Origin of the sequence: Nitratireductor sp. XY-223 (assembly GCF_004959855.1) — a bacterium.
GTDB lineage: Bacteria > Pseudomonadota > Alphaproteobacteria > Rhizobiales > Rhizobiaceae > Hoeflea_A.
The window spans coordinates 258,746-278,971 of record NZ_SPNT01000004.1 but is presented as its reverse complement, the minus strand read 5'-3'; the positions used below and the strand labels follow the sequence as shown (position 1 = coordinate 278,971).

At 62.0% G+C, this 20,226-nt stretch carries 14 protein-coding genes; 5 read left to right on the top strand and 9 right to left on the bottom strand.

Annotated elements, in window-relative coordinates:
- Positions 1-2: 2 nt before the first annotated feature.
- The gene (locus E4M07_RS16510; protein WP_136659476.1) at positions 3-1,907 is read right to left on the bottom strand and encodes a hypothetical protein; all 1,905 of its coding nucleotides are present in this window, start codon (positions 1,905-1,907) and stop codon (positions 3-5) included.
- Between the two features lie 383 nt (positions 1,908-2,290).
- Here E4M07_RS16510 and E4M07_RS16505 point away from each other — a divergent pair, with 383 nt between their 5' ends.
- Positions 2,291-4,780 carry a hypothetical protein gene (locus E4M07_RS16505; protein WP_136659475.1) on the top strand — a complete coding sequence of 830 codons (2,490 nt, stop codon included), beginning with the start codon at positions 2,291-2,293 and terminating at the stop codon, positions 4,778-4,780.
- A 12-nt stretch (positions 4,781-4,792) separates the two neighbouring features.
- On the opposite strand, the gene pap is transcribed toward E4M07_RS16505, so the two are convergent.
- Positions 4,793-6,358: a polyphosphate:AMP phosphotransferase gene (gene pap / locus E4M07_RS16500; protein ID WP_136659474.1), complete on the bottom strand. Its 1,566-nt coding sequence runs from the start codon at positions 6,356-6,358 to the stop codon at positions 4,793-4,795.
- A 203-nt stretch (positions 6,359-6,561) separates the two neighbouring features.
- Here pap and E4M07_RS16495 point away from each other — a divergent pair, with 203 nt between their 5' ends.
- Positions 6,562-7,392, top strand: a complete 831-nt coding sequence (locus E4M07_RS16495; RefSeq protein ID WP_169054253.1) for a universal stress protein — start codon at positions 6,562-6,564, stop codon at positions 7,390-7,392.
- A gap of 36 nt (positions 7,393-7,428) precedes the next feature.
- Here the strand turns inward: E4M07_RS16495 and E4M07_RS16490 are convergent, their stop codons facing one another.
- Positions 7,429-7,728, bottom strand: coding sequence for a hypothetical protein (locus E4M07_RS16490; protein ID WP_206057294.1), 300 nt, complete (start codon positions 7,726-7,728; stop codon positions 7,429-7,431).
- Positions 7,729-7,860: 132 nt separating this feature from the next.
- On the opposite strand from E4M07_RS16490, the gene E4M07_RS16485 reads away from it, so the two are divergent.
- Positions 7,861-8,652 (top strand): formate/nitrite transporter family protein, encoded by a 792-nt coding sequence (locus E4M07_RS16485; protein WP_136659471.1) that lies wholly within the window; start codon positions 7,861-7,863, stop codon positions 8,650-8,652.
- 7 nt (positions 8,653-8,659) lie between these two features.
- On the opposite strand, the gene E4M07_RS16480 is transcribed toward E4M07_RS16485, so the two are convergent.
- The 3 genes from E4M07_RS16480 to E4M07_RS16470 are packed head-to-tail and all read right to left on the bottom strand — an operon-like array spanning position 8,660 to position 13,018.
- Entirely contained in the window at positions 8,660-9,868 is a 1,209-nt protein-coding gene (locus E4M07_RS16480; RefSeq protein ID WP_136659470.1) for an HlyD family efflux transporter periplasmic adaptor subunit, read from the bottom strand.
- Between the two features lie 4 nt (positions 9,869-9,872).
- Positions 9,873-12,308 (bottom strand): ABC transporter permease, encoded by a 2,436-nt coding sequence (locus E4M07_RS16475; RefSeq protein ID WP_206057293.1) that lies wholly within the window; start codon positions 12,306-12,308, stop codon positions 9,873-9,875.
- Between the two features lie 2 nt (positions 12,309-12,310).
- Positions 12,311-13,018, bottom strand: a complete 708-nt coding sequence (locus E4M07_RS16470; protein ID WP_136659468.1) for an ABC transporter ATP-binding protein — start codon at positions 13,016-13,018, stop codon at positions 12,311-12,313.
- Positions 13,019-13,179: 161 nt separating this feature from the next.
- Here E4M07_RS16470 and recQ point away from each other — a divergent pair, with 161 nt between their 5' ends.
- A complete protein-coding gene (gene recQ / locus E4M07_RS16465) occupies positions 13,180-15,033 on the top strand; it encodes a DNA helicase RecQ (RefSeq protein ID WP_136659628.1) in 1,854 nt (617 codons plus the stop codon).
- 16 nt (positions 15,034-15,049) lie between these two features.
- Here recQ and E4M07_RS16460 read toward each other — a convergent pair whose 3' ends face one another.
- The 3 genes from E4M07_RS16460 to E4M07_RS29125 all read right to left on the bottom strand — a co-directional run bounded on the left by E4M07_RS16460 (position 15,050) and on the right by E4M07_RS29125 (position 17,411).
- Entirely contained in the window at positions 15,050-15,406 is a 357-nt protein-coding gene (locus E4M07_RS16460; protein ID WP_136659467.1) for a hypothetical protein, read from the bottom strand.
- 466 nt (positions 15,407-15,872) lie between these two features.
- Positions 15,873-17,009 carry a helix-turn-helix transcriptional regulator gene (locus tag E4M07_RS16450; protein ID WP_136659466.1) on the bottom strand — a complete coding sequence of 379 codons (1,137 nt, stop codon included), beginning with the start codon at positions 17,007-17,009 and terminating at the stop codon, positions 15,873-15,875.
- Between the two features lie 171 nt (positions 17,010-17,180).
- Positions 17,181-17,411: a hypothetical protein gene (locus E4M07_RS29125; protein WP_169054252.1), complete on the bottom strand. Its 231-nt coding sequence runs from the start codon at positions 17,409-17,411 to the stop codon at positions 17,181-17,183.
- Between E4M07_RS29125 and E4M07_RS16445 the strand changes: the two genes are divergently transcribed.
- Complete coding sequence (locus tag E4M07_RS16445; protein WP_169054251.1) at positions 17,398-20,217, top strand: autotransporter domain-containing protein; 2,820 nt, start codon at positions 17,398-17,400, stop codon at positions 20,215-20,217. The two genes, E4M07_RS29125 and E4M07_RS16445, sit on opposite strands and share 14 nt — an antisense overlap.
- Positions 20,218-20,226: the final 9 nt, after the last annotated feature.

Here is a 20,226-nt window from a genome sequence, read left to right as displayed (position 1 = left end):
AGTCAGCTCGATTCGTCGCCGATGCCGGCGGTGTTCATCGCCCGTTCGAACTTCTGCCAGTCTTCTTCGTGGCGGAAGGGCTGCGCTCTGCGCAGCGTTTCGATGGACATGTCCGGCCATGCCTGCAGTGCTTCGGCACCGGCAGCCTTTGCCTCGTCGGTCATGCCGGCCTCCGCATAGGCAAAGGCCTGGTTGACCAGCGCCCAAGCGCGCCGATGGTCGTTTTCTGCACGATTGACGCCTGTTTTAGACCACGCGATGGCGTTGTCATATTCTCCCAAGAACGTGTAGTCGCGGGATATGAAATTGGCATACCAGCTCGGATAGACGGGATTCAGCGATATCGCGTTTTTCAACAGGCTGATGGAGCGGTCGTAGTCCCTGTCGAAGGAGGCGACCCAGCCCGCGGTCGCCAGAAGGTCCGAGTTGTTGGGACTGTTCCGGGCCGAGGAAATCGCGAGCGAAAGCGCGCTCTCGTATTTGCCGGCGATCTGGTCGATATAGGCCTGCGTGATGTTGAGTTCCGCGTTCTCCGCATCGGTGAGGTTGCCGTCAATCAGCGAGGCTTCCTTCAGCAGCTCGCTCGCCGCCTCCAGGGAGGCGAGCCTGTCATCCGAAAATCCCCATTGGGCGTCGAAGGTGTGGGTCCGGGCTTCCAGGATCAGGGCATGGTAGTAGTTGGGATCGAGCGCGCGGACCTCCTTGAGCAGGCGGCGCGCCTCGATCATCGAATCTTTCGTGTAGTTCTGGAACTCCTTTTGCGCCTTCATGAGGCCGAGATAGGCATTCACGTTGGTTGTGCCGGCGCCGCGGCTCGCAAGCTCGCGCCTGTCCGACAGGGTGACTTCGAGGGCTACCAGCACTTTCAGCGTGATTTCGTCCTGAACGGCGAACACATCGTCTTCGCTGCGATCAAATCGTTCGCTCCACAGCGATTCGCCCGTCTTGACGTCCGACAGTTCGGCAATCACGCGGACCTTGCTGTTTCTGAGCTGCACGGAACCCGTCAATACATACTCCACGCCCAGTTCGGTGCCGGTGGTTCGCGGCGCCTCGGAATTTTGTGCCATCTCGAATGAGGCGCTAGCCGAGATCACCGCGATCTGCGGAACCTCCGACAATGCCGATATGATCGACAATGTGATGCCGTGCGCGAACATCGCGCCTTCCGAGTTGGTTGTCACGCTTTCGAACGGGAGGACGGCGATGGACGGTCTGTCGAATGCCAGCACTTGCGAGACGGAGGTGACGCCCTCCGAGCGGGTGCCGTTCCAGATCCAGAGGCCGGCGGCGCCGATGATCACCAGGAGCACCAATGCCGCGAGTCCGGATACGAAAACCCTGCGCGTTTTCTTGGGATATCTTTGATGCCCCTCGACGACGGCGTTCCGGGCCTTTTCATTGAGCTCGATCTCAAAGACGGATGTCGATTCCGGAACCGACTTCAATGCTGCCGAGGCCACCGGCTCAATCGACAGGTCAATGACGGACAGGGCTTCGTTCCTGACGTCGTCCGAGATGCATATCCCGCCGGGTTCGGCAAGTTCCATGAGGCCGTGGGCTATTTGCTCGGCGCTATCCAACGCCCGCGCCTCTCCGCCTTGCGACGTTCTTTCGATACCGATGCGGAACTGGATTTTCCTGTCGTCGCGAATGTTCTTGTTTTTTGCCAGCAAGGCGAGTTGAACGGTGACCGCGAAAAGCACAGCGCGCTGTACGTCCGGAAACCCAAGGACGGCGCGGCCCTCCATCTCTCTGAGCTGGCGGCCGCCGTGAGCGGAGATATTCGCCCGCAAAAGATCGCGGTCGATCGCATCGATGGCTTTTCTCGTGCGGGCCGCGTCGACCCGCATCAATCGTGAATAACCAACGATAACCGCTGATAATATGGCTCTGTCGCGGTTCATATAAGTGCGCGTGCGATTGCGAAAATCGCGTTCAGACGGTTGATCTCAAATCCATGGGCAAACAAATGCATAATCTGTTTCGCAGTGCAATCGAATGATGGGATTTGCGCGCGTGTTGCGCACTGCAACGATACCCGTGGACTTGGCCAATCCATGTGTCATGTCGAGATCCCGAGTTGTTTGGGCGTTGCTCTATAACTGGTTCGTTCCGGGAAAATGTCGAGCACCCTAGTTACTTCGTATAACACGATCGCGCATGGTCCTTGTTTCGGTCCTGCCGCACACCTACCATAAGGCTGAAAAAGGCATTTTCAGGCGCAACCGGATGGTCCGTAACAACATACGGGCAGGACCTGACATGTTGAAAGGAATTGCTCGGCTAAATGCAGTCAAATCCCAGTTCCAGGATACCATGGCCCGACGACTACGCAGCGATCGAGGGTCTGCTGCTTGCCGAGTTGGGCGGAGACAGCCGGATCGTTCTCCATCGCGTGATCAGCGAGGGTAAATCCGGTGCCCATGTAATGGTCGCCGATGTGACCAGCAAGAAATTCACAGGCCAGGCGATCTTGAAACTGGATCGGGCACAGGGCGCCCGCCGCGCGGAAGCGCTGGAATATGAGCGCCATCAGAAGGCCTTCGAGGTGGCGCCCGACTACGCAGCGAACTACCTGCCGAAGCTGGTTTGTGCCGTGCGGAAGGACGACAGGGTTGCCGCCCTGACCACGATCGCCGGCCGCGGGCTGGAATACGCCTTGCCGTGGAGCGCATGCTCCTATGGGCCGCAGCTCGAAACGGCGGTCCGTCTGTCAGAAGACCTGCTGGAGCGCTGGAACGCGAATTACAGCCTCGAGCCGGAATTGCTGCTGCCGCAGGACCTGCTCAGCCTGTGGCTGGACTACCGGATCCATCGTGAACGCGGCAGCCGTATCCATGAATTTATAGAAACGAAGTGTTCCCTTCCGGCCAATTCGCCGACAATGCTGTTTGACGGAGACTGGTTCCCCAATCCGCTTGCATTTGCGGGCGGGCTGATACCGCTGCCCGATACGGCACGGCTGAGGGCGATAAAGGGTAACCAGCATGGCGACCTGCACGGCAAGAACGTCTTGGTCACGAAACAGGCCGAGATCGACCCGCATTACTATCTGATCGATCTCGATTTCTACCGCGATGACGGTTTCCTCTTTTACGACCACGCGATGTTCGAGTTGGATTACCTCCTGACGTCGCGCGAGACGATAAGGCCACGCCACTGGAAGACGATCATGCTGAGCCTGCGGCGCGGTCCGCAGGGGCAAAAGGATGCCGGCCTTGTCGGCGAGGATATCGGGATCCTCCAGCTCGTTCGCGAATTTCGGGAGAAGCCGCGGCAATGGATCGACCGGCACGAGCCGAACAGGCTGTCTTTCCTGGACAGTCAATACATGCTTGCAAGGCTTGCCGCCGGCCTGGCGGTCTCCCACCAGCGCCGTGACTTCGTATCGCGCGCTCTTGGGTTCCTGTACGCGGCCTACAATCTGAAGGACTACCTTGCGCTGCATGAATTCGACTGGCCGAGGCACGGGCCGGAATTCGCCATAGAAAATCTGTACGATAGCGGCCAGTCGTCGGCGGCAAACGGCACAAGCCCGCTGCAACCCGCGGTGGCCCCGGACCAGACGCTGAGCCGTCCGCCGAAAAGGGTCGTCGCGGTGCTTCCGCTTGTCTGCTCGAACGATCAGCAGGCCCTGGAGCAGATCGCCGACGGCGTGACCGACGGGATCATATCCGATCTTTCGCGGATCGACTGGTTCACGACCGTCGCACGTTCGGCGACGAGACCCTACGGGAGCGGAGACAGCGATCCGCTAACGGCGGGCCGCGACCTCAAGGCACACTACGTCGCCTACGGTTCCGTCAGGAAGGTCGAGGACGACATCCAGATATCGTTGCGTCTCGTAGAGACGGAATCCGGCAATGAGGTCTGGTCCGAGAAATATCGCTTCGATCCCGAAATCGACGACCTTCTGACGAATGAGGACATCGTCGCAAACACCATTGCCAACAGCATCGATACGGAACTCGACCGCAATGAGCAGGACAGCGCGATGCGCAACAATTCGGAGGATCCGGATTGTTGGGAACTGGTCATGCGCGCGCGCTGGCACATGTCGCAGGTTACCTGGGAAGACAATGAAATAGCCAAGGAACTTGCGCTCAGGGCGGCTGAGAAGATGCCGGGCTACGCAACGCCGCATGCCTTGCTCACGCAGATCAAAATTCGCTCCTTTTTCTTCGGCTGGAACGAATGGAGCGAGGGAGAAATGGAAAAAGCGGTCAATCTGGCGCGCCACGCGGTGTCGCTGGATCCGGGCAGCAGCTACGCGCACGAGTCCCTGGCACGGGCCTATCTGTTTGCGCATCGCGTTACCCCGGCAACGAGAGAGGCCGAAACCGCCGTTTCACTCAATCCCAGTTCGTCGTCGGCGCATCTTTGGCTGGCGATTGCCCTGCTATGGGCCGGCAAGCCGGCGGAGGTCCTGCCGGTCATCGAACTCTCGCTCAAACTGGGCAAATACAATCAGGGGCTTGTCTTCAAACTGTGCGTCAAGGCAGCGGCATACTTCATTCTCGGACGGATGCAGAAGGCCGAGGAACTTACGCGGCAGGCCGTGGAGGTCGGCAGTGGCCAGATGATCGGCCATCTTTTTCTGGCCATCATACTGAGCCGGCAGGGCCGCCTGGAGGAGGCGCACAAGTCTGCCAAAACAGCGCTGGAAAAAGGTCCCGAAATCAACTGCAGGAAATTGCGCGTCATGTTTGCCGGAATGGAGCCTGGGTTGAGGGAGCCGCTAATCGAACGTGTTGCGGCGCTGGGAATTCCGGAATAGGGCTCAGCCCCGTCACTCCGCAGGCTCCCCCAACGCCTTTTCAAGCCGCAGGCAATAGGTTTCAAGCACCCTGATCCGGGCAAAGCGCTTGTCATTGCCCTCCACGAGGGTCCACGGCGCCGCCGAGGTGCTCGTGTACTGGACCATGTCGTTCACGGCCTCCTCGTAGTCGTCCCAGCGGTCCCGGTTGCGCCAATCCTCATCCGTCAGCTTCCAGCGCTTGTAGGGCGTCTTTTCCCTCAGCTTGAACCGCGCGAGCTGCTCGTCCTCGGTAATGTGTATCCAGTATTTGACGAGTACCGTGTTGTTTTCGTTGAGCTGTTCCTCGAAATCGTTGATTTCGGCATAGGCGCGCCGCCATTCGTCCTCGCTGGCGAAGCCCTCGACGCGCTCGACCAGCACGCGTCCGTACCAGGAGCGGTCGAAGATCGTGACATGGCCCGCCCTGGGAATGCGGCGCCAGAACCGCCACAGATAGTGCCGCGCCCGTTCTTCCTCCGTCGGCGCGGAAAAGCCGTGAACCTGGTAGTTGCGTGCGTCGAGCGCCTCGTTGATGCGCCGGATCGCGCCGCCTTTTCCAGCGGCATCCGGTCCCTCGAACAGCAACACGCTGGCGACATTCCGCGACTTGGCTGCCAGGTGAAGGCGGTGCAGCCGCGCCTGCAGGTCGATCAGCCGCTCCTTGTAGCGCTCCTTCTCAAGTCGTTGGGACATGTCAAGTCCGCTCAGGACCGTGATCGACCTGGCGGCCTCGTAGGCGGTCGCCTTGCTCGCGGCGGCCGAGGCCGCCGCCTGTCGATGCTTGTTCTTTGTGCCCTTGGACTTCTTCTTGGCAGCCGGAGCGCCCTGGTTGTTTCCGCTCGGCTCCTCCTCAAGTCTCCGCGCGACCGCGTCGCGCAACAGGGTCGAAACCGTGACCGCGCGATAGTTCGGATCGGTTCCCTCGACCACTGTCCAGGGCGCGATGCCGCGATTCGTCCGCGAGACCAGTTGCTCGGCCGCTTCGATGAACCTGTCGTAGATGCGCCAGTGCTCCCAGTCGCGCTTCGTCACCCTGGCTGCGGTCAGCGGGTCGTTCTCAAGGTTTGTAAGCCGGTGTTCCTGGGCGTCGCGGCTCAGATGCATCCAGAACTTGAGGATCAATGCGCCGTCTCGGGCGAGGGCCCTTTCGAAGCCGACGATCCGCTCCAGCTGATTGGCGAAGGTCGCGTCGTCGGTTTTTTCGTAGACCCGGTCCAGCATCGGACGTGAGTACCAGGCGCTCAGGAACATCCCGATGCGTCCGCGCGGCGGCAGGTCGCGCCAGTATTTCCAGAACTCCGGCCGGTTCCAGTCGCCGTCGCCGTCATCGTCATAGGCACGCGTGATAAGCCAGCGCGGGTCCATCCAGGCATTGAGCAGGCTGACAGTCTCGCCTTTTCCGCCGCCGTCCACGCCGGCAAAAACGAGGATGACGGGAAACCGCTTGTTCTTGTGCAGCGTGTCCTGAAGTTCGAGAAGTTCCTGCCGCAGGATGGGGGCCAGCCGCTTGAATTCGGCTTTGCGAATCGTTCGGCCCAATTCCGCGGTCTCGAACATGTCAAATCCCTGGTATCACGCCATTTTTGCTGTACCCGGCCACAAGGGTAACCCATCCGCCTAGTCGAGGCCAACCCGATCCTGCTGCGGCCAAACGGCGTCCAGACTCCCGTTGATCTAGCGCAACCTGGACAACGCCCGACCATCGTAGAATGCGGAAAAGGGCAATCGAAATCCGAACCCAAGTTATCGAGGAGAGACCAATGTCGATCACCACGCTGCTCGCAATACACTCGACGGACGATCAGACGGACAATCTGAAACCGGTCATGGCTCTGGCTGAGAAGTTGGGCGCCCATCTCAACCTTGTCGTGTTCGGAGTACTCGACACGATACCGACTGCGACCTATCCCGGCATCCCGGCCGCCTATCTGTCGGACGAGCACAATCGCGTCATGGAAAAGGCACAGCAACGCGCCAACACGGTTCAGGCGCTGATCGAGGATGCCAACCTGTCGGCGTCCGTTCTGGTCGAATCCGTCGACCGCGGCATTGTCGGCCGCACCATGTCCCGGCATGCGCTGTGCGCCGATCTGACCGTGTTTCCCCATGGGAGCATCCCGCGGCAGGCGCTTTTGACGGACGCGTTCAACGGTGTGCTGTTCGAGGCCGACCGGCCGGTTCTGGTGCTGGGCGAGGGCGACGAGCCCCTGGCAGGGCCGAGCCGCGCCCTGATGGCTTGGAACGGCGAGCCGGAAGCCGCCGCTGCCATACACCAAAGCCTGATGTTGCTTGAAGGCACGAACAACGTGCACCTTGTGACCGTCGGGGAGGTCGAAGCTGCCTCGCAAGGTGGCCTGGAGGACGAAATGTCCCTGTTCCTCGCGCGACACGACAAGGAGGTCAGCGTCGACCGCGTGGAAGGTTCGGCATCGGAGGTCGCGGACTTGCTTCTTGCCCATGCCAGCGACAAGGACGCCGACATCATCGTCATGGGCGCCTACGGTCACTCGCGGCTGCGCGAGTGGCTGCTCGGCGGCACCACCAGGGATCTGCTGGCCAGGACAAGGCACGCCGTTCTCATGGCGCACTGATCCAGGCATTCGGGCGGTGCGGCGGTCATAGCCGGCTTAGCAGACCGCCACGCCGCACGGCCGGATCGTGAATTTTTCCTCCGGTTCGGTGCGCGACGCATCGAACAGGCGCCCGTCGACGCATTGCACCCGCGCCTCGTAATACCGGCTGGTGCCGATCTGGCCCTCGCGCATGTTGAGGAAATAGTTCACGGCGCATTCCTTCTCCGACTGGAGTTGCAACCCGAGATCGTCCAGCCAGGCGGGATCGGAGGATTGCGAAAGTGCTGTTGAGGTCGAAAATGCACACATCGCAAGAACTGCTGAACAAAGAGCCGTCTTCGCAACAACGGACATGGGAACCTCCTCTGTATCGTTGTTCCGATTTTAGGCTTTGCTGATCGCCGGGAGCATTGCGGCAGATCAATTCGGAGGCCTTGGAACTGAAATTTAATGCACCGGCGATCCTGTTTTTGAGGAGGAAAGCCAATGTCCGAGATCCATCCCACTGGCATCGACGCCTATAAACCTTCGGAGATCGCCAATCTCGTTCGGGTGGCGGGCGTCGCCAAGGTCCATCTGCCGCTGGTCAACATGTTCACGCTCGCCGTGCTCGCCGGCGCCTTCATCGCGCTCGGAGCGGTGGCGTATTCCATGGTCATGACCGGAACCGACCCCGGTTTCGGCCCGTCGCGGTTTCTGGGCGGCGTGGTCTTCTCCCTCGGATTGATCCTCGTTGTCGTCGGCGGCGCGGAATTGTTCACCGGCAACGCGCTCATCGTCATGGCCGCCGTTGACCGGTTGGTGGCGCCGGCGGAACTTCTTCAGAACTGGATGGTTGTCTATGCCGGCAACTTCATCGGCGCAGTCGGTGTTGCCGCCGCCGTGGCGTTGAGCGGCATCCTGGACGGACCCCTCGGCACCACGGCATCCAACATTGCCGAGGCGAAGGCGGCGCTCGGACCGGTCGAGGCGTTGATGCGCGGGATTCTCTGCAACGTGCTCGTCTGCCTTGCGGTCTGGCTGTCGCTGGCCGCAAGGACCGTGACCGGCAAGATCCTGGCGATCATCTGGCCGATCGCAACATTCGTCCTGCTCGGATTCGAACATTCGATCGCCAACATGTACCTGATTCCGCAAGGTATTTTTTCAGGTGCGACCGTTTCCGCCGCCGATTTCGCGCACAATCTCGCCTTTGTCACGATCGGCAATATCATCGGCGGCGCCGGCGGTGTGGCCCTTGCCTATCGCCTTGCATACGGTCCAAGGGCGTCGCGCTAGCGACCGGTCAACGCGTATTCGGCCGTGCTTCCACCAGGCTGCCGTGTTCCAGCAGGTCGCTCGGATAGAGGATCACGATGTCGTCGGCCTGAAGACCGTCGAGCACTTGCGCATGGGCGCTGTTCATCTGGCCGATATCGATTTCCCTTAGGCTTGCCTTGCCGCCCGCGACGATGAAGACGGACCAGCGTCCGCCGGTCCTGAAGAGAGCGGCGATGGGGACCTGCAGCACATCGTCCTCATGCCATATGCCGAGCCGCGCCAGCACCCGGTAGCCGTGGCCGAGATTGTCCGGGACCATGGCCGGATCGATCACCACGTTGACCCGCTGTTCCTCGATGCCCAGCGACGAGACCTTGGTGAAGGCGGCGGGCTCGACCGTGCGCACGGTTCCGGTGATATCGGCGTCGCCGCCCCAGTCCGTGATTACCACCGACGCGCCCGGCCGGATCCGGGCCGCGTCGCTGGACAGCAGGTCGACCACGATCTCGAGGTTGCGCGGATCGCCGATTTCAGCGATGCGCGTGCCGGGTGACACCGCCTGTTCGCTGCGCGCCAGCACCTTGAGCACGACCCCGTCGATGGGCGCGGTAATGCTGACGCAGCAATCGCTGGCCGGGTTCGCCGTGCGCTGGCCGCCCGGCTGCTGCAGGCGTGCCTCGGCGCTTGCCAGCTCCGCCTTGCGCAGCTTGATCGTTGCCTCGGCGCTGGAAATCTGTGCCTTCTTCAGCTCCAGCTCGCTGTAGGACTGCTCGAGCTGGCTGATCGAGATGGTTCGCGACTGGGCCAGTTTCTCGGCCCGCTCGTAGTTCGACTGCGCGAGGTCCAGTGCCGTCTGCGCTCGCCGAAGCTCCACCTCGGCGAGCGACACGGCGGAGCGTGCTGCCTCCGCGGCTGCCCGCAGTTCCGCCCGGGCGCGCTCGTCGAGGAACGGCGGATCGAGCGGGTGGATGGAGGCGATCACCGTCTCGTTGGCGTTCACGGCTTCGCCCTCGTCGAGCGTGGTGCGGGCGAGATATCCGGCAATCGGCGAGGAAACGGCGTAGACGTCCTTGACGCGCGTGACCCCTTCCTCGTCGATGGTCACCTGCAGTTCGCCCATGGAGACAATGGCCGTGTCGACGGCGATTGGCCGCTCGCGCAGGGCAAGGTAGAAGCCGCCGCCGATGACCGCCGCGACGGCGATGAGTCCGATCCGTTTTATCCAGACGCGCATGGGTTCACTCTCTTGTTTTGAGCACACGGATGAGGTCGAGCCGGTCGATACGCCGCCGCACGATCAGGGCCGAAACAATTGCCGCCGCGAGCACCACCAAGCTGGAGACGGCGAAGGTCTGCGGGCTGACGACCAGAGGAATGCGGAAGAGGTCGTTCTCGAACCCGCGTATGACCGACCACGACAGGCCGTAGCCCAGAAGCCAGCCAAGCGGCTGCGCCAGCAGGACGATCACGGCGAGTTCGGTCATCAGCACACTGGAGACCTCGGCCTTGGTGAAGCCGAAGACCCGCAGGCTGGCGAGCTCGCGTGCCCGCTCCGACAACTGGATGCGCGCCGAATTGTAGATCACGCCAAAGGTGATGATGACGGCAAGCGCGACGTAGACCGTCGTGCTGGTCGTTATGTTCCGTTCGACCGTTTCGCGGAAGCGCAGCCGCGACACGCCCTGCAGCGCGATGGAGGCGATGGCCGGCGTGGCCTTGATGTCCCCGTAAAGTGCCGGCAGTTCCGCCTCGTCGACCTGGATGCGCGCGCCCGATATGCGCCGTCCGTCGCGCATCAGCCGGTCGAGCGCCTCGGCGCGCATATAGGCGGTAAGCCCGACATAGCTTTGCGCAAGGCCGCTTACGGCGATAGCGCCGGGAACCGCGGGACCGCCCGTGTCGGGGCTGCCGACCGGCCCCTGAGCCAGCGCGCCGACTTCAAGCTCGACGATCCGGTTGTCGCGCTCCAGGAGTTCGACCTCGACGAAATCGCCCGGCTTGAGATGCAGCTTGTCCGCGACACGCTCGGAAAGCACCAGACCCGCCGCTGGCGCCGGCATGGGGCTGAGGTCGAGGTCGAGGATGCGCGACAGATCGGCTTCTTCTGGAACGCCGATGACCGACATGCGCAGCTCGCGGTGGCCGTTGCGCAACTTGACCGCGGTCTGCCGGAACGGCTCGGCCTTTAGGACGCCCGGAAGCGCCGACACGGCGTAAATGGCCTCCGGACCGAGATCCTCTGAGAAGGTCAGCGTCGCATCCTGGCGATCGGCCTGGAAGAAGATCGCATCGATCATGAAGTCGATGGAATCGAAGGCAAAGAGCGAGGTAACGAGCAGCGCCACGGACATCGAGGTGCCGAGCGTCGTCAGGGCCGAGCGCACCGGCCAGCGGATGAGATGGCGGAACGCCATGACCGAGAGCTGCGAGAACAGGCCGAGCCGTTCAAGACTGCCGAAGAACAGACTGCGGTAGGCGGTCGGCGCCGGCGGGCTCATCGCCACGGCCGGCGCCAGCGATACGGTCGACCAGATGGCCCTGGCCGCGCCGGCGAGGGCCGCTGCGACGGTGACGGCGCCGGCCAGGACATAAAGGTCGACGCTCTGGCGGAAGATCAGGAACGGAAAGGAGAAGAAATCCGCGTAGAGCCGCGTCAGGCCGCGGCCGAGCCAAAGCCCGGCGACCGATCCGATCACGAGGCCGACAAGCGCGATGGTGACGACGAGCTTGGCATAGTGGCTGCCGATGGCGAGGTTTCCGTATCCGAGCGCCTTTAGAAGCCCGATCTGCTCGCGTTCGAGGGCGATCAGCCGCGACAGGATCATGTTGACGAGGAAGGCGGCGATGACGAGGAAGATCGGCGGGATGATCGACGACATCGCCTGCAGCTGTTGCAGCTCGGAATCCAGAAAGGCGTGCGAGAACTGGTCGTCGCGGTCATAGGCGCCGGTGCCGCCATAGGGATTGAGGATCTCGTCCAGCGTGTCGATCACAGCAAGCGTCTCGGCGTTCCTGACCGTCGCCAGGCTGACATCGTTGAACGCGCCCTCCATGTCGAAGAGGCCCTCGAGCGCCTTCTGCGCCATGAAGAACACGCCGTAGCGGCGCGGGTCCGGCACCATGTCGCCGGGGCCGATGGCATAGACATATTCCGGCGACAGAACCGTGCCGACGATTTTCAGGTCGCGCTTGCGGCCGTTCATGATGGCTTCGAACGTGTCGCCGGGCCGGAATCCGTGCGCATCCGCAAAGGTCTCGATCACCGCCACCTCGTTGTTGCGGCCGGGTTCCGGCAGCCGCCCGTGGCGCAGGTAAAGCCGGTTCACCGATGGTTCGCGGAATTCGGGGATGGAGACGACCTTGCCCGAGGCCGGTTCCGCCATGCCGACGACGTCGATCAGCACCGGCCGGACGATGCGCAGCTCCGCAGAGGCGACGCCGGAAATGTTCTCGATCCGCGATTGAAGATGCCGCGGCGCGCGCACCGCCGAGGCGAAGACGGTGCCGAAACGGTAGCGGTCGTAGAAGGCGGCGCGGGTTTCCTCCAGCGACCGGTAGGCGCCGACCGACAGGATCAGAGTCGCGACGCCGCAGGCCATCACCAGCGCGATGGCCAGCGCCTGTGCCCACAGGCGGCCGAGATCGCGATAGAGTTTCCGGTCGAGAACGGCCATCGCTACCACACCACTTCCGCCGGGCGGATCCGCGCCGCGTTGGTCTTGATCTGCGAGATCCGGCCATCGATGAAGAAGATGACCCGGTGGGCGATTTCCTGGATCGCCGCGTTGTGGGTGATGATGGCCGTCGTGGTGCCCAGTTCATCGTTGATCCGGGCGAGCGCCTCCAGCACCAGGATACCGGTCTTGGAATCGAGCGCGCCCGTCGGCTCGTCGCAAAGGAGCACTTCCGGCCGCTTGGCGATCGCCCGGGCGATGGCGACCCGCTGCTGCTCGCCGCCGGACATCTGCGCCGGGAAATGCGTCATCCTGTCGCCGAGATCGACCATCGCCAGCGCCTCGTCCGGCGACATCGGATCGCGTGCCACCTCGGTGACCAGCGCCACGTTCTCCCATGCCGTCAGGCTGGGGATCAGGTTGTAGAACTGGAAGACGAAGCCGACATGGTCGCGCCGGTAGCGCGTCAGCTGCCGCTCCTTGTAGGCGGTGAGTTCCCGGTCCCGGAAATGCACCGTGCCGCTGGTCGGTGTGTCGAGCCCGCCGACTATGTTGAGAAAAGTCGACTTGCCGCTGCCGGATGGGCCGAGCAGCACGACCATCTCGCCCTCGTAAAGCGTGACGTCGACGCCGTTCAGCGCCCGCACCTCGACGTCGCCGCTGCCGTAGATCTTCGTCAGGTTTTCGGTCCGGAAGACGGGGTTTCCCATTACGCAACACCTTTCGCCGCGCAATCCATGCACTTATTTATATGTATCCGCATTGATCTTCATCAAAGAGGCATCGTCAGCCGATTAGTCTGAAAATACCGTTCCAATGGCTTTATTTCTGGAACGGATGGTCCATACTTCCCGGCGATTCCCTAATGGAGATGCGCGTGACGACGGCCCGGGAAATGCCTGCCGAAATCCCGCCGGTGGAAACCGGCGCCGATCCGCATTCCGTGCTGCGCCACGTCTTCGGCTACCATGAATTCCGGCCGGGACAGGAACGCATCATCGGGCACCTGATAGCCGGCGAACACGTGCTCGCCGTCATGCCGACCGGCGGCGGCAAATCGCTGTGCTACCAGATCCCGGCGATCCTTGCCGGCGGACTGACCGTCGTCGTCTCGCCGCTGGTGGCGCTGATGGACGACCAGGTGGCGGCGCTCAATGCCAACGGCGTCGAGGCCGTGTCGATCCATTCGGGGATGGACCGCGAGGCGCAGCGCGCCGCCTGGGATGAGGTGCAGGCGAAAAGGGCCAGGCTGCTTTACCTGTCTCCCGAGCGGCTGATGGGCGAGCGCATGCTTGCCGCGCTTTCCGGGCTGGACCTTTCCATGTTCGTCATTGACGAGGCCCATTGCATCTCCAAGTGGGGCGTCAGCTTCCGGCCCGAATACGAGATGCTCTCCGGTTTGAAAGACCGTTTTCCGGGCGCCGCCTTCGGGGCTTTCACGGCGACGGCGGACGCGGCGACGCGCCGCGACATCGCCGAAAAGCTGTTTCCGGGAGAGGGGACGACCATCGTCCAGGGCTTCGACCGGCCCAACCTGCGCCTTGCGGTGACACCCAAGGACAACTGGCGCCGCCAGCTCCTCGCCTTCCTGGAGGACAAGAAGGGCCAGAGCGGCATCGTCTACTGCCTGTCGCGCAAATACACGGAAGAAGTGGCGGGTTTCCTGTCGCAGGAAGGCTGGAACGCCATTGCTTATCACGCCGGCCAGGATGCACAAACGCGCAAGACCGGCCAGGACCGCTTCATGAGTGAGGACGCGGTGGTCATGGTCGCCACCATTGCTTTCGGCATGGGCATCGACAAGCCGGACATCCGTTTCGTGTGCCACCTCAACCTGCCGGGCAGCGTCGAGGCCTATTACCAGGAGATCGGCCGTGCCGGGCGCGACGGCGCGCCGGCCGAGACCCTGCTGCTCTACGGCCTCGACGACATCCGCATGCGCCGCATGTTCATCGACCAGGACGGCGAGGACGACGCCCACAGGCTGCGCGAGCACAAGCGGCTGGATTCACTGCTCGCCTACTGCGAGGCGGCAACCTGCCGGCGCAAGGTTTTGCTTGCCTATTTCGACGAGGAGATCGCCCCTTGCGGCAATTGCGACACCTGTCTCGACCCGCCGAAGCGCGTCGACGGTACCCGCCACGCGCAGATGCTGCTGTCGGCCGTCTACCGCACCGGCCAGGTCTTCGGCGCCGCCCATGTCATCGACGTGGTGCGCGGCGCCGAGACGGCGAAGATCATGGAGCGCGGCCATGACAGGCTGCCCACGTTCGGGGTCGGAATCGAGCAGTCGAAACCCTACTGGCAGGCCTTCGTGCGCCAGCTCGTCGCCGGCGGCGCGCTGCGCATCAATATCCAGAAATACGGCTGCCTGGAGATCACCGACGAGGGCAGGGGCATCCTGCGCGGCGAGCGGACATTCGAATTCCACGACGCGCCGGTCGTTTCGAAGCGCGAACGGAAGAGAAAGAAGTCGGCGGCTGCCGCGTCGCTCTCGACCGCCGACGACGAACTGCTGGCAAAGCTCAAGGCCCTGCGCTTGGAACTTGCCCGCGAGAAGAACGTTCCGGCCTATGTGGTCTTTCCCGATGCGACGCTGATCGAGATGGCGTCGGAGCGCCCGACCGACCTCGGCGCGCTCGCCGAAATCAACGGCGTCGGGCCGAAGAAGCTCGCCGAGTACGGGGACATGTTCCTGGAGGCGATCGAGGAGGGCGCGCGGTAGTTCGCCCGGCCTTTGATTATTCGACCGTCCAGACGACGGAGATGCCCTTGCCTTCGTTGTGGGTGAAGGCGACGCTGTTGCCGTTGACGGTCACCACCTGGCAGTCATGCGGCAGCGTCTCGTTGTCGATGATGATGTCTCGGCAGTAGTAGCGGCCCTTCCATTTCCATTCGCCGACGATGTCGCCGTTCTTCGGGCCGCGCCCGTGCACTGTGCCGTTGCGTGCAATGACCACCCAGGCGTTCTTTTCGACCAGCTTCTTGCCGGCGATCATTTCCAGGAACTGTTCCTTGTTGGTGATTTCCTCGGCCAGGGCCGGCGCCGCTGCGAGGGTAAGGCCGGCGATCACGCAGGCGCAAAGACGGATGTTCATCGGGGCAAGTTCCTTTCCGCGTTGGTTTTACCCAATTGTCGGAAAGGATTCGGGCCGGTTTTTGGCCGAATTACGAAGCGGTGATGAAGCTCTTGGTCTTTTCGAGCCCCTGGCGCCTGTGGTCGTCGAGATGGTTCAGCGCGGCACCCAGATCCTCGCCGCAGGCCAGCGCCACAGATCCCCGACTTTGAAAAAAACTTCACCCTCTACGAGGCCTACGGCGCCGACGAGGCGTTTCTGACCGGCACCTTCGGCGCCCAGACCCGGTGGCGGAGATCGACGGCAGGGTCATCGGGACGGGGGAGAGGCCCGTGATGGGGCGGATGAGGGGGTTGTATCGGGAGTTGATCAAGCGGGTGACGGAATAGGAGTGATCGGTCCTGCTGCGGCACACCCGCGCCTGGAGCCGGACTTCCAGAAGGTGAATTAGCCCGTTGTTTGCGTTCACAAAACGCAGGGCATGACGCTACCTGATCGGTAATTTGAAGCGGTGGACGTAGGCCGCGAGGCCGGCCTGATTGCTAACGCCTGTCTTGGCATAGATGTTGGCGAGGTGTGTCCTCAGCGTGCTGATGGTGATGTTCCTCGATTGCGCCGCTTCTCTGGTGCTCCTTCCGTTCGCAATCAGCAGTGCAATCCGGGCTTCGCTGGTCGTGAGACCGCTGAATGCAGAAAGGATTTCGATTTCCAGGGGATTGTCTGAACGATCGGTGGTGGCAAACACCGCAGCATTACCCGGTCCAAGAGCCCGGCGTCTTTCCGATCGACCCAGAGGCAGCACATAAATATTAGCAAAATCACCTTCTTTGCCCGGCAAGGTCATGCCGTTTCCGCGATATCCGATTTCTTCGTCCTGCGGCGAACAAGCCCGCCTGATCGTCGCCGCGAACTCTTCCGCCAGGTTCTCGGATACCGGTCTGAGCTGTCCCGACCGGGAAGTGATGCACGATGCCGCGGACAAGAGTTCCTCGGCCAGTTCATTGTGGTAGAAAATCCTTGAATTGTTTCCGACGAGGAACACCGCCGCGTCAAGATTGTCGAGCACATCGCTGAACAGCTTGATCCAGGAACGCTGCTCCTCGACGACGTCTGAAATCAGCATTGATCGCCTGAGGTGCGGACTCAGATGCTTGAGCAGTTCGTAGTCCCGTTTGCTGAATAGATCACGCTCGGCGTAGGTGGTCGCCGACACCATGCCTATCTGCAGTTTCCGGTCGATGACCTTGAGATTGAAGGTGTCGCGCAACCCTTGTGGTTCGACCCACGTTTTGCAGAACTCGCTTTGCCTGAACGTGGCCTCGTCCATCAGCGACAGTTGCGAAACCGGTTCATCCATCTCTGCGTTCCGCATTTCCTCCCATTTGGGTATCTGCGGAACAAGGGAGGGCAGAGAGTCGAGCCAATCTTGATCCCACTCGGTATTGAATATTTCCATATCTGGAACCGCGTCCGTCGAGGCGGTCGGGAATGCCATGTAGTTCATCGATACAAATGCGAGGTCCATCTCGTCGCGGATCGCGGTCAGGGTGTCCACCCATTGATCCGGGTCGACGGCGCAATCGTAGATTTTCCCGACGAGTTTATTGAACACCGTGTGGTACATGCGCCCTCCACGCAAATATTTGCGGCCGCTGATCGGTTCTGCGGCGCCGTCCCTCGCCAACAGCACCGGAATTTATCTCGGCGCGACTTAGCCTCTACTTGACAACTTAAAGTTATCGGCGGCCGTTCGCATACATAATTTGACGGATTGTTCTCCACATTCGCGTGATGTTCATTGCGGGAGGAAAATCGACTGGCCAACCACCTTGCGAATTCGGCCGTCGGGGACGGGGGAGTCTGATGTCAGGAACAGCCAATCGATTGCTGAAATCCGGTTGACGTCAGGAAATTGCATTTCAATGGCGCGGCCGAGATTTATTGCTGGAACAATTGCTGAACGGTTGGCGATCGCCGTCGCAATGGCGTGGGCAGTCTTGCCGGTGCCTTCTGTGGCGCAGACCACGAATGCCGATCTGTCGGTCACGCTTGTCGACGATGTCGATCCGATCGTCGCCGGCAACACGCTGACCTACACGGCGACCGTTTCCAATGCCGGGCCCCAAACGGCAACCGGCGTCTTTTCAGCGATGACCCTGCCGTCGGAAGTCACCTTCGTGTCGACGGCAGGATGCGCCGAGGACCCCTTGGGCGTGACGATCTGCAGCCTCGGCGATATCGCGTCGGGTGCCTCGGCGCAATACACAGTCACGGTTTTAACCACCGACACGGGCATGAGCGGCACGATCACTAACGCGGTGCAGGTGGGTTCGGGCGTCCCGGATTCCAACTTCGCAAACAACACCGCGACCGAGGACACATTTGTCAACCGGCCGAATGCCGACCTGTCGGTCACGCTTGTCGACGACGTCGATCCGATCGTCGCAGGCAACACGCTGACCTACACGGCGACCGTATCAAACGCCGGGCCCCAGACGGCAACCGGCGTCTTTTCAGCAATGACCCTGCCGTCGGAAGTCACCTTCGTCTCGACGGCAGGATGCGCCGAGGACCCCTTGGGCGTGACGATCTGCAGCCTCGGCGACATCGCGCCGGGTGCCTCGGCGCAGTACACGGTCACGGTATCGACCACCGACACGGGCATGAGCGGAACCATCACCAACGCGGTACAGGTGGGTTCGGGTGTCCCGGACTCCAACTTCGCAAACAACACCACGACCGAGGACACTCTGGTCAACCGGCCAATGGCTGACCTGTCGGTCACGCTAGTCGACGATGTCGATCCGATCGTCGCCGGCAACACGCTGACCTACACGGCGACCGTATCAAACGCCGGGCCCCAGACGGCAACCGGCGTCTTTTCAGCAATGACCCTGCCGTCGGAAGTCACCTTCGTGTCGACGGCAGGATGCGCCGAGGACCCCTTGGGCGTGACGATCTGCAGCCTCGGCGACATCGCGCCGGGTGCCTCGGCGCAGTACACGGTCACGGTATCGACCACCGACACGGGCATGAGCGGAACCATCACCAACTCGGTACAGGTGGGTTCGGGTGTCCCGGACTCCAACTTCGCAAACAACACCACGACCGAGGACACTCTGGTCAACCGGCCAATGGCTGACCTGTCGGTCACGCTAGTCGACGATGTCGATCCGATCGTCGCCGGCAACACGCTGACCTACACGGCGACCGTATCAAACGCCGGGCCCCAGACGGCAACCGGCGTCTTTTCAGCAATGACCCTGCCGTCGGAAGTCACCTTCGTGTCGACGGCAGGATGCAACGAAGACCCCTTGGGCGTGACGATCTGCAGCCTCGGCGACATCGCCTCGGGTGCCTCGGCGCAATATACGGTCACCGTCAGTGTCGATGCTGGCGCCAGCGGCACGATCACCAACGCGGTACAGGTGGGTTCGGGCGTTCCCGACAGTGCTTTCGCCAATAACAGCACCACCGAAGAGACGACGGTCGAAGTTCCGGTGACCGGAACGATCGTCGTGATCATGGACGCGGTGCCCGACGGCCCGCAGGATTTTTCATTCACGACGACTGGCGGGCTGACGCCGGCGGCATTCGATCTCGACGACGATGCTGACGGCACGCTGTCCAACACGCGGACCTTCAGCAATGTCATCGCTGGTTCCTACACGATCTCGCATGCGGCAACGCCGGGCTACGCGATCTCGCTCGCCTGTGTCGACCCCGATGGCGGGACAGCAACCGCGGCCAGCATTGCGACTGTCGATCTTGACGCGGGCGAGACGGTCACCTGCACATATTCCGCCTTGGCGAGCAGCGAAACGACAGAACGGATCATCGAGGACTTTATCGGAACGCGCCTGACGATGCTCAATTCGCATCAGCCGGAGCGCGAGCGGCGTTTGAACCGGGTAAGAGGCGGCTCCGGCGGGTCTTCCAGCGGATCGGTTTCCGCCTTTGGCGTCCCGGTGACCAATCCGCTGCCGGTCGACGCGACGATCAATCAGAACACGGCTTATTTCTCGACCGGCTTGGGTCGCTTCATTGATCCCGCCCTTGCGATCGACGGCGCGGCCTGGGACATCTGGGCCGAGGGCCACATATCGGGCTTTTCCGACAGCGCCGGCGGCGATGGTGACTTTGGCATCGTCTATGTCGGCGTCGATTATCTGGCAGCGCCGGGCATTCTGATCGGCGTCGTTGCGGAGATTGACTGGTTGGAGGCCAACGCCACCGAGACGCCGGGGAAGACACGCGGGGTCGGCTGGATGGCCGGTCCCTATCTCACCGCCAGGGTGATCGACGACGTCTATTTTGACGGTCGTGTGATGTGGGGACAATCACGCAACAAGATCAGTCCGTTCGGAACCTATACCGACCGGTTTGATACCGATCGTTGGCTTGCGGCGGGGTCGCTGACCGGCGACCTGAACTTCAATCGCTGGATCATCTCGCCGACCCTGGCATTCCAGTTCATCGAGGAACAGCAAAAGGCGTACACGGACAGCCTGGGCGTATCCATCCCCGGCCGCACGATGAGCCAGGGCGATGTCCGCCTCGGGCCGAGGGTTTCCTACCAGCATCAGTACGAGAGCGGTATCGTCACCCCTTTCGTTTCGTTCGACGGAATTTATGCGTTCGGGGAGGGCGGTGCATTTTCGACCGGTTCGCTGGCCGCGAGCGCAGAGGGCTTGCGCGGGCAGGTCAAGGCCGGGTTTGACTTGCGCCACAAGGCGGGCGCATCCGTTTCCCTGCAGGTAAACTATGACGGCATCGGCAGCAGTTTCGATGCTTACGGCGGTGCCTTGACGGTGACCGTTCCGTTGAACTGATCGACCCTG

What these genes read in the sequence shown, in the direction of transcription:
- E4M07_RS16510 (WP_136659476.1), bottom strand. Translation starts at nt 1,907, where the DNA reads ATGAACCGCGACAGAGCCATATTATCAGCGGTTATCGTTGGTTATTCA.
- E4M07_RS16505 (WP_136659475.1), top strand. Translation starts at nt 2,291, where the DNA reads ATGCAGTCAAATCCCAGTTCCAGGATACCATGGCCCGACGACTACGCA.
- pap (WP_136659474.1), bottom strand. Translation starts at nt 6,358, where the DNA reads ATGTTCGAGACCGCGGAATTGGGCCGAACGATTCGCAAAGCCGAATTC.
- E4M07_RS16495 (WP_169054253.1), top strand. Translation starts at nt 6,562, where the DNA reads ATGTCGATCACCACGCTGCTCGCAATACACTCGACGGACGATCAGACG.
- E4M07_RS16490 (WP_206057294.1), bottom strand. Translation starts at nt 7,728, where the DNA reads ATGTCCGTTGTTGCGAAGACGGCTCTTTGTTCAGCAGTTCTTGCGATG.
- E4M07_RS16485 (WP_136659471.1), top strand. Translation starts at nt 7,861, where the DNA reads ATGTCCGAGATCCATCCCACTGGCATCGACGCCTATAAACCTTCGGAG.
- E4M07_RS16480 (WP_136659470.1), bottom strand. Translation starts at nt 9,868, where the DNA reads ATGCGCGTCTGGATAAAACGGATCGGACTCATCGCCGTCGCGGCGGTC.
- E4M07_RS16475 (WP_206057293.1), bottom strand. Translation starts at nt 12,308, where the DNA reads ATGGCCGTTCTCGACCGGAAACTCTATCGCGATCTCGGCCGCCTGTGG.
- E4M07_RS16470 (WP_136659468.1), bottom strand. Translation starts at nt 13,018, where the DNA reads ATGGGAAACCCCGTCTTCCGGACCGAAAACCTGACGAAGATCTACGGC.
- recQ (WP_136659628.1), top strand. Translation starts at nt 13,180, where the DNA reads ATGCGCGTGACGACGGCCCGGGAAATGCCTGCCGAAATCCCGCCGGTG.
- E4M07_RS16460 (WP_136659467.1), bottom strand. Translation starts at nt 15,406, where the DNA reads ATGAACATCCGTCTTTGCGCCTGCGTGATCGCCGGCCTTACCCTCGCA.
- E4M07_RS16450 (WP_136659466.1), bottom strand. Translation starts at nt 17,009, where the DNA reads ATGTACCACACGGTGTTCAATAAACTCGTCGGGAAAATCTACGATTGC.